Annotated in this window: 9 protein-coding genes and 3 pseudogenes; 5 read left to right on the forward strand and 7 right to left on the reverse strand. The window is 57.5% G+C overall.

Annotation, left to right across the window (positions count from 1 at the left end; translation table 11 throughout):
• Positions 1-123: 123 nt before the first annotated feature.
• Positions 124-1,311, forward strand: a pseudogene (locus tag JJB09_RS26265) (IS3 family transposase).
• Positions 1,312-1,525: 214 nt separating this feature from the next.
• Here JJB09_RS26265 and JJB09_RS26270 read toward each other — a convergent pair.
• From JJB09_RS26270 to JJB09_RS26280, 3 genes are all read right to left on the reverse strand, one after another.
• Positions 1,526-2,596, reverse strand: coding sequence for a helix-turn-helix transcriptional regulator (locus JJB09_RS26270; RefSeq protein ID WP_201664060.1), 1,071 nt, complete (start codon positions 2,594-2,596; stop codon positions 1,526-1,528).
• A 723-nt stretch (positions 2,597-3,319) separates the two neighbouring features.
• On the reverse strand, positions 3,320-3,517 hold the full coding sequence (locus JJB09_RS26275) for a hypothetical protein (RefSeq protein WP_201664061.1): 198 nt from the start codon (positions 3,515-3,517) through the stop codon (positions 3,320-3,322).
• A gap of 25 nt (positions 3,518-3,542) precedes the next feature.
• A complete protein-coding gene (locus JJB09_RS26280) occupies positions 3,543-3,944 on the reverse strand; it encodes a hypothetical protein (RefSeq protein ID WP_201664062.1) in 402 nt (133 codons plus the stop codon).
• Between the two features lie 235 nt (positions 3,945-4,179).
• On the opposite strand from JJB09_RS26280, the gene JJB09_RS26285 reads away from it, so the two are divergent.
• Both JJB09_RS26285 and JJB09_RS26290 read left to right on the forward strand, forming a co-directional pair.
• The gene (locus tag JJB09_RS26285) at positions 4,180-4,551 is read left to right on the forward strand and encodes a phospholipid-binding protein (RefSeq protein WP_201664063.1); all 372 of its coding nucleotides are present in this window, start codon (positions 4,180-4,182) and stop codon (positions 4,549-4,551) included.
• A gap of 10 nt (positions 4,552-4,561) precedes the next feature.
• Positions 4,562-5,017, forward strand: coding sequence for a hypothetical protein (locus JJB09_RS26290; protein ID WP_201664064.1), 456 nt, complete (start codon positions 4,562-4,564; stop codon positions 5,015-5,017).
• 109 nt (positions 5,018-5,126) lie between these two features.
• Here JJB09_RS26290 and JJB09_RS27220 read toward each other — a convergent pair.
• Positions 5,127-5,345, reverse strand: a pseudogene (locus tag JJB09_RS27220) (M10 family metallopeptidase C-terminal domain-containing protein); the annotation flags it as partial.
• 17 nt (positions 5,346-5,362) lie between these two features.
• Positions 5,363-5,629: a hypothetical protein gene (locus tag JJB09_RS26300; protein ID WP_201664065.1), complete on the reverse strand. Its 267-nt coding sequence runs from the start codon at positions 5,627-5,629 to the stop codon at positions 5,363-5,365.
• A 209-nt stretch (positions 5,630-5,838) separates the two neighbouring features.
• On the opposite strand from JJB09_RS26300, the gene JJB09_RS26305 reads away from it, so the two are divergent.
• Positions 5,839-6,648, forward strand: coding sequence for a calcium-binding protein (locus JJB09_RS26305; protein WP_201664066.1), 810 nt, complete (start codon positions 5,839-5,841; stop codon positions 6,646-6,648).
• A gap of 50 nt (positions 6,649-6,698) precedes the next feature.
• On the forward strand, positions 6,699-7,190 hold the full coding sequence (locus JJB09_RS26310; protein ID WP_201664067.1) for a hypothetical protein: 492 nt from the start codon (positions 6,699-6,701) through the stop codon (positions 7,188-7,190).
• Positions 7,191-7,609: 419 nt separating this feature from the next.
• Here JJB09_RS26310 and JJB09_RS26315 read toward each other — a convergent pair.
• Positions 7,610-7,944 (reverse strand): annotated as a pseudogene (locus JJB09_RS26315) (transposase); the annotation flags it as partial.
• A gap of 152 nt (positions 7,945-8,096) precedes the next feature.
• On the reverse strand, positions 8,097-8,430 hold a 334-nt coding region (locus tag JJB09_RS26540), incomplete at its 5' end, for a hypothetical protein (RefSeq protein ID WP_210341835.1).

Below are 8,430 nucleotides of genomic sequence, written 5' to 3' on the forward strand. Positions count from 1 at the left end.
CCGATCGGGATCATGATCCTGCCGGGATGGGTATCGGCGCGTTGAAGTAACGCCTGATTTGACCTTGCCCCGTTGCACTAATCCATTTTGAAGTAAGCTCTGGCCCATTGAGAGGACCAGGGAATGAAGCGCAACCGTTTCACAGACGAGCAGATCGTCGGCATTTTGAAAGAGCACGAGGCGGGCACGCCTGTCTCGGAGCTTCGCCGCAAGCACGGCGTCAGCGATGCCAGCATCTATAAATGGAAAGCCAAGTTCGGCGGCATGGACGTGCCCGAGGCCAAGCGCCTGAAGATGCTGGAAGACGAGAACGCGAAGCTGAAGCGGCTTCTGGCGGATGCGATGCTGGACAATGCTGCTCTAAAAGACCTCTTGGGAAAGAAGTGGTGACGCCCGCAGCCAAGCGGAACGCTGTCGCGCATCTGATGGAGAACCATCGGATGAGCGAACGGCGGGCGTGTAAAGCTATGGGCGTTTGCCGGATGACGATCCGTTACGAAACCAGCCGCGGCGACGATCATGACCTCCGCGAGCGAATGAAGGCGTTGGCGCATGAACGCCGCCGATTCGGCAATCGCCGGCTTCATGTGCTGCTCCGGCGCGAGGGACACCTTGTGAACCACAAGAAGCTCTTCCGGCTCTATCGGGAGGAGAAGCTGACGGTGCGCAAGCGCGGCGGACGGAAACGGGCAATCGGCACGCGGGCACTGATGCTGATCCCGATGGCCGCAATGACCGCTGGTCGCTGGACTTCGTGTCGGATCAACTCACCGATGGCCGCAGGTTCCGGGTTCTGACTGTCGTCGACGATTGCACCAGGGAGTGCCTGACACTCGTCGCCGATACATCGCTATCCGGTCTGCGGGTTGCCCGTGAGCTGGATCGGATCATCGACGAGCGCGGCAAACCCAGGATGATCGTCAGTGACAACGGCAGCGAGTTCACCAGCAACGCGATTCTGCAATGGACGGACCGGGCCAAGGTGGATTGGCACTATATTGCACCGGGCAAGCCGATCCAGAACGCCTTCATCGAAAGCTTCAGCGGGCCGCTGCGAGACGAACTCTTGAACGAAACCCTCTTCTCGTCACTGACCCATGCCCGATCGGCGCTTTCGAACAGGCGCAGCGATTACAACGATCACCGCCCGCACTCCGGCCTCGGCTGGCTGACACCCGCCGAGTTCGCTCAGTCCATCAACCCGCGATGTGATGTGGTGCTGCGCAGCCGAAATGGCTCCGCACCGCAACCCGCCGCTACACCCCAAATACAGCAACCCAAAACCGCTGGAGCAAACTCAAAACTGGATAAAACTTGAGGCAAGGTCAGCCTTTAGGAACGGTACGTCGCCGGTTCGGATGTTTTTCCGCATGGAAGGCGACGCGACGGCGATAAGAAGGCTGACGATTACTCATTCGGATCACGCATTTGCGCTCAAGGCGGAGTGTTTCGCTTTGCGATTGGCCGAGCGAGCCCTGCTGAAAAGCAAGGCATCTTAATGGGGCTTGCACAGACAGCCCATGCTTCAGATCGCCATGCCGCAAAGCAGCCGGACGAGTTCTCCGTAATGCCCCACGCCTGTCTTTCCGTATACCGCCTTCAGGTGATGTTTCACCGTGTTCGATGCCATGCCCGTCTCTCCTGCCACATCTCCGGGGGACATTCCACGGGCGATGCAGCCCGCCACCTTGGCCTCCGCCGCGGTGAGATCGAACAGCCCCCTGAGCACGCGAGCATCCGGCACTGCACTCGACCCTGCGAACGTCACGGCCAAGATGTTGAGCCCTGTGGGAAAAAGATCGCGTCCTCGGCCCGCCACCGGAACGATGTGGATGACGCTTGCCGGAAGATCGTCGACCGGAGGCACCGGAACCGACATCACGCCGCGCCCTGCCGCTCTTTGACGAAGAGCCTCGGCCAACAGGTAGTCGCTCGGAAGATGTCGAAGTCCGACCCGGTCGCGGCGGTCGGCGATGTAGGACGGCACCAAAGGCGACATCAACGAGTTCGTCGCCTTCATTCTTCCTCGCGCGTCGACGAGACAAGCAGGCAGGCCGAACGCGCCGAGCGTGTCGGTGATCCCAGCCGCAGCCTTCTCCTTGAGTCGCGCCGTCAGGCTCAGCGACCGCGCGAGATGCGGACGCAGCGTGTCAAGCCAGGCGACGGCCTCGCTGGGAACCGGGCCCTTCACGAACTCTCGTTCAAAACTCATGACGAGCATGTCGTCGTTCGGAGTGATGATGTGCGTGCCCACACACCATCCAAGACCTTCCGGATAGTAAAATCCGGTATAGAGCGGGTCGTTGCGCATCTCTTCCTCGGTAAAGAGATCGAGGTCCGCAAGGAAACCCGCATGATTTCTTTGCAGAGAACGCTCCCGCCGCGAATTGACGCTGTCCCAATTCCCATCGACGAACTTCTGAAAGCCCTCAACAGCGCCAGGCGACACAACCGATGTGACTCCGGCAACGGAGGAGGTGAACACTACCCCGCCCCTTGCGCCACAAGCAACGCTTATCTCCGTCAACAGGTTTTCCCACAGCTCTGGTAGAACTGAGGCTTCGTAGACCCTGTCGGCCAAGTTCGGGAACTTCATTCTATTCTCACGCTGCCAAACAGATATCTGTTTAACTTGGACTGTTTTAATGCACAACGCTCGAACGGACCGCAACCCGCCAGAAAAAAGACTGATCAGTTAGACGCCGTCAGGAGATGCTTCCTCGCGTTGCTGCGAAGAAATGGATAAAGACATGTCTTAACAAGAAGCGCCGGATGTTTCGATTTCCGGACTCCTCTCTCCAACGGTATTTCACCCACGGTGCACGAGCTTTACTTGGCCTAGTATAGGCGGTTTCCTTTGCCTTGTCAGCGGGGACTGCGTCAGACAGCCATTCCACAGAGCAGCCGCACCAGCGCGCCGTAGTCGTCCATACCCTTTTCTCCTGCCACGTCGCCGGTGGGAAGCTCCGTGGGCAATGCATCCCGCCACCTTTGCCTCCGCCGGAGTGAGATCGAACAGCCCCCTGAGGACGCGGGCGTCCGGCACTGCGCTCGACCCGGCGAACGTTGCGGCCAGGATGTTGAGGCCAGTGGGAAAAAGATCGCGGCCTCGGCCCGCCACTGGGACGATGTGGATGACGCTCGCCGGGAGGTCGTTGATCGGAGGCACCGGAACCGACATCACCTCATGTCTTGCCGATCTCTGCTGCAGCGCCCGGCGAGGAGCCGATCGCTCGGAAGATGGCGAAGCATGACCCGGTCGCGCCGATCAGCGATGGAGGATGGGACAAGCGGGGGCGTATCAGGGCGTTCGCCGCCCTCATACGCCCCCGCGCGTCGACGAGACAGGCAGGAAGCCCGAATGCTCCGAGCGTGTCTCGGTGATGGCGGCGGCCACCTTTTCCTTGAGCCGCGCGGCCAGGCTTAGCGACCGCGCCAGATGCGGCCGCATCTTGTCAAGCCAGGCGACGGTTTCATCTGACGGTGGCCCGCGCCCGTAATCCCTGACAAAGCTCATGAGAAGCGTGTCGTCGTTCGGCGTGTTAATGAGGGTTCCTGCACACCAGCCCAAACCTCGCGGATACAAGCGATCCCGGTAGAAAGGGCTCGCTCCGCAATTCGTCTTCGGTAAAGAGATCGAGATCGGTTACAAAACCGGCATGGTTCAACTTTCTTGCGCGGTCCCGGCGTGAGTTGACGCTGTCCCAGTCGCCTTGGGCATAATCCCGCAGCAATTCCTCGCCGCCTGGGGGCACGATCGATGTGACGCGGCTAGAAGAAGTCGTAAACACTGTGCCGATTTGAGCCCCGCAGATGTCATGCATGTCAGCCAGAAGGTCTTCCCACAGCTCTGGCAGAACCGAGTCTTCGTAGACCCTGTCGGTCAAATCCGGAAAACTCATACTCTGCAAACACGCTTCCGCATCGGGAATGCTTTCGGCCATCGCAACCCATTTTCGTCGACTCCGGGACCCTACGTGCACGAATCGGGCAGGCAAGCACAGGTCTTCATGGTCGCTCACCCGATCGGGTGATGTGGGGCATCGGCGGCGCTTTTATGTTCGCCGAGGTGCCCCGATGCAATGCCGCTCGATCGAGATGAATGGCGCGGTATCGCCGACATAACGTGCAAGAGCACAGCCGTCGGTCGGACGGGGCAATGACACCATAGGAGAAGAAATGCGAACCATCTTGACTTCTATCGCGCTCCTCACGCTGGCGAGCGCCGCGCATGCGGACATGAAGGTCTCCTTCGATTGGGGGCCGACGAAGAAATGCCTCGACAGCAAATCTCCGCCGATGAAGCTTTCCGGCGTGCCGGAAGGAACAGTGAAGCTCGACATACGAATGAGGGATCAAAACGTGCCGGGTTTCATGCATGGGGGCGGAAAGGTCGCTTACGAAGGCCAGAAATCGCTGCCCTATGGTGCGTTCCGCTACAAGGGTCCGTGCCCGCCCTCCGGAAAGCACAAGTACCGTTTCACGGTGAAGGCTCTCGACGGAAAAGGAAAGGTGATTGGCACCGCGCAGGCGGATAAAATGTTTCCTTGAATCGGAGCCGATGGACATCGAGGGTCTTGTCCCGGCAGTGAGATGCAGCGCTCCTCTCGTCGTCGAAAAGGTCGTAGTGCTCAGATCGGTGGTGGCTGACGTCCTGGCGGGCATCTCGTTGAGGGATTGGTTTACGCGGCATGCGATTCATGATCTTCACCAGGAGAGTCAATCATGGCGAGAATTACGATATCAGGTCACCCCGACTTTGATATGCGCGATCTGGATTTCGGCGATTTGTTTTTTGGCGCGGATTACATTCGCAACAGCTCGCATTGTAAAGTGTCCGATTCAGGCGGATGGTCCGACGGGTTTCGCGGGTAGCGGATTCAAGTACGACGTCAACCGCACGCCAACTGCCGGCGCGGTCAAGAGTCACGCTCTTTCGGATTTTCTTGGAGCAGTCGCGACGATCGACGGTGTCCACGTGGCAATATCAAAAATCGTTGACGTCACCAAAGGATGATAGATGCGCTGGAAAAGCCGTTCATGAACATGCCCGGATTGACCTGGTTCGTGCTGCTACGCTTGTAAACTGTGGTGGGGTTTGCAACGACGTCATAAAATCCACCTTTTCATCTCCGTTCAAGTCGGCAGCGAGTTCCGTGGGGTCGTCGGCTGTGCCCTTGACATCGCCGAGTGAACTCCCCCTGTTTGTGGGGGAACGCTTTTTCTCCGATAAACCGGAGCGGCGTAGCCGTGATACCGGAAATGTCGATCCGGTCCGTCCCCTGCTGGAAGTCGGCGATGATATCCGTCTTCCCCGCTGCTTGCCGATCGAAAACGAAATGGTCCGCACCGCTTCCCCCCTTTAGCGGGGAAGACCCAAACGGTCACGGCCGCGTTCGACAAAGGGCCCGTCATCGACAAGGCGACCGACCTCTGCCTCGAGGCGATCCGCGTCCAACCCCGTGCCGACCTGAGCCTCGCCGACCGCGCGGAACAGGGCCAGGAGGTCGAGAACGCTGCAGGTCTCCGTAAGATGGAAGGGCAATTGCTTCAGCCGTTCAGCGAGCAGAGTTTCGGGGACGGGCCGGGCGGGAATGTTTGCCTCCGTTCGCCAGGGATGCTGCAACATCGAGCTCGATATGACGAGCGGCGACCAGCCAGCTTTCCTTGCGGGAAACCGTTTCCGTTCGAAAGTTGGACATCACAAGTATGCCATCAGCACCACTATCAAAGAATTTGCAGCACCTTCAGCCCACGATCACCCAACCGGGTGATGCCGCGAACGCATGCCAGGGCTACACCCATTCTTGGCCCAATGGTTGGGTTTGGGAGAGCGACATGGTGAAGAAAGTCGGCACAAACAAAGACGACACTATTTATGGTACCAACCACGGTGATGTCATTAGCGGCAAGGGCGGCAACGACCACCTCATTGGCGGCGTCGGCAATGACAAGGTCTACGGTGACGCTGGAAACGACGAACTTTACGCCTCAGGTGGGAAAGATCTCCTGGACGGCGGCGCGGGATTCGATCTCGTCAACCTCTATTTCTCGAAACGGGGGGTCCATTACACGGTCGGGCAGAGCGAGATCTCGTTTCAGGACTTCGACGGTAACAGAGGAACGTCCACGCTTAAATCGATGGAAGCAGTCGCGGGTTCGACTTTCAATGACGTTCTGATGGGGTCGAAAGGTGAGAACTACATCAACGGTAATCTCGGCAACGACCAGATTGATGGAAGGGCCGGAGACGATGTCCTTTTCAATGGGGGCGGAAAGGACACAATTACCGGAGGATCGGGGGACGATTTCTTTGGCTTCAACGGCGACAAAATCACGGTTACAAAAATAACCGACTTCAACGTCGCTGACGACAGCTTCATGTTCAAGAACGCCTTGTTCGAAGAACTGCAAGGGGTAGGACGATCCCATACTGTCCATTACAACACCTACAGGAGCATCGACGCTGCCCAGATCCAGATCGGTGACGCCCATGACGCACTCGATGCGGACATCCGGATAATCTATGATCAGACCGACGGGTATCTCTACTACGACCTGGATGGAAGCGGTGCCGACAAGGCCACGGCCGTCGCTTTCATTGGGAAAGACCTCGCACTGACTGAGAATGACTTTTTCGTGTACTGACCTTTGGGCGACCGGCAACATCCCTGCGGAGCGTGCCGGCCGCCGCCTGATTGCCCTCCATCACCTTGCGCGCACCGCAAAAATCACAGAGCCAAGCACAACCACATTGCCATGGCCAAGTACGCCTGATGGTTACCGTGGCCAAAATGATTGAATATCTTCCTAAAACCAACGAATTTCTCGTCAAAACGGGGACTGCATATCAGGAGCGGTCCGTAGTCACTGTGCTGGATAAGGGCGGCTTCGTCGCCTTGCAGGACGGGGAGATGTACGCGGCCGGTAGCGGACTGTTGGGTGTTAAGAGCATTCCAGTAGTGGCCGCCGCCAGTCTCTCATCAAGCGACAGCACCAACTCCGGGAATGGTCATCAGACGTCGGCAGGCATCGCTGTTCATAGCTACAGCAAGTCGCGGTTGATATTGAAAAGTTTTTCTTTGACTTCTCGAAGCTGCCGCCAAGGTACTGTAGAGTGTGCCGTGCGCCCACGGAAGCTCATTGAAATCAACGTCCTCCATCAGTTTGCTCAAGAGTCCGATTTGTGAGAGCGGCCGGGACCGATAACGCCAAACTCTCGGAGGTGTCCCCGGATCACATTGACCATTTGCATACCCCGACGAACAGGCATGACCCGATAATGAAGAATTGCATAGCAATTACAATGGCGTAGGAGTTCGGATTTTTATCCTCTCCGGCGCGCCATGCAAGATTCGAACCGATATACCGCCGATGTTGTGACCTGAGTTGCTGCAGGCGTGCAGACAGCCGCTTTCATCAAGTGCCTGAGGTTGTATGCTCTGCCTTTGGATCGGTAAATAACTATCCTGCGTTACAAGCGTATAATGCAAGTCTCTGTGGGCTCAGGCTCCCGCAACCACCATTCAAAAGAAAACACAAAAAAGCCCCAAGCAGATATGCAAGGGGCTATCAGCGTTACGACCTCGATTATGCTGCTGCCGGGATTGGCATTCGCGTTGAAGTAAGCCTGATCCGTTGTTTGCCGGTCAAGGGATACCTGTGGACGTCGGGTATTTATAGAAGATTAGGTACCGGCCGATGCCCGTTCGAGCCTCCGGCACGCTTTTGTAGGCGTGGAGATAGACCTCCTCGTATTTGATCGACCGCCAGATCCGCTCGACGAACAGATTGTCTCGCCAGGCGCTCTTGCCGTTCATGGAGATGGCGATTTCAGCCTTCTTCAGCGGCGGTGAACTGCGATCCCTGATCGGTGTTGAAGATATCGGGCTTGCCATAGCGGGCAAGCGCCTCCTCGGCCGCTTCGATGCAAAATGCCGTTTCACCCCAAATGGCGGCAAGTGCCACCTTCGCCCTGAAAGCCGGGCTATGGTTCCGGTGCGTCTCGCATTGTCACTCCTGTTTCCGGCATTTAAACCAAACTCAGGCAGAAATTCGACTTATCCCCGCTATGCAGCCTCCTGAGCCAGCTCTGTTCAAATCGACACGAAAGCTGGAAAGGAAGCCGACCCAGATCGAATCAGAGATACCGATTCGGGAATTATCTGCGATGCCTGCAAATTGAGCGGGCCATTTCGGCCTGTTTGCGGTGTTTTTTCCCGGGGAAGGGGAAGCAGATGCGGCTGGCCTTGCAATTGACGGCATGGAAGTGCTGCGGCGAGGCTCGGGTTTTCGGGTGAAACGGCTGCGTTCCGGCCCGCTGCCTTCGGGATTTTTCTCTGATGACGGTGGTGTGACGGGAAGTATTGTTTAGAATCAATGGCTTGTGCGATTTTCTGGAATCTTGTGATAATAGGGTTTGACAGTATG

This window comes from Phytoamicus setariae (assembly GCF_016722925.1).
GTDB lineage: Bacteria > Pseudomonadota > Alphaproteobacteria > Rhizobiales > Rhizobiaceae > Rhizobium_E > Rhizobium_E setariae.

Coding starts and splice junctions, on each gene's coding strand:
- JJB09_RS26305 (WP_201664066.1), top strand. CDS start 5,839: ATGGTGAAGAAAGTCGGCACAAACAAAGACGACACTATTTATGGTACC.
- JJB09_RS26270 (WP_201664060.1), bottom strand. CDS start 2,596: ATGAAGTTCCCGAACTTGGCCGACAGGGTCTACGAAGCCTCAGTTCTA.
- JJB09_RS26285 (WP_201664063.1), top strand. CDS start 4,180: ATGCGAACCATCTTGACTTCTATCGCGCTCCTCACGCTGGCGAGCGCC.
- JJB09_RS26290 (WP_201664064.1), top strand. CDS start 4,562: ATGGACATCGAGGGTCTTGTCCCGGCAGTGAGATGCAGCGCTCCTCTC.
- JJB09_RS26300 (WP_201664065.1), bottom strand. CDS start 5,629: ATGTTGCAGCATCCCTGGCGAACGGAGGCAAACATTCCCGCCCGGCCC.
- JJB09_RS26280 (WP_201664062.1), bottom strand. CDS start 3,944: ATGGCCGAAAGCATTCCCGATGCGGAAGCGTGTTTGCAGAGTATGAGT.
- JJB09_RS26275 (WP_201664061.1), bottom strand. CDS start 3,517: ATGAGCTTTGTCAGGGATTACGGGCGCGGGCCACCGTCAGATGAAACC.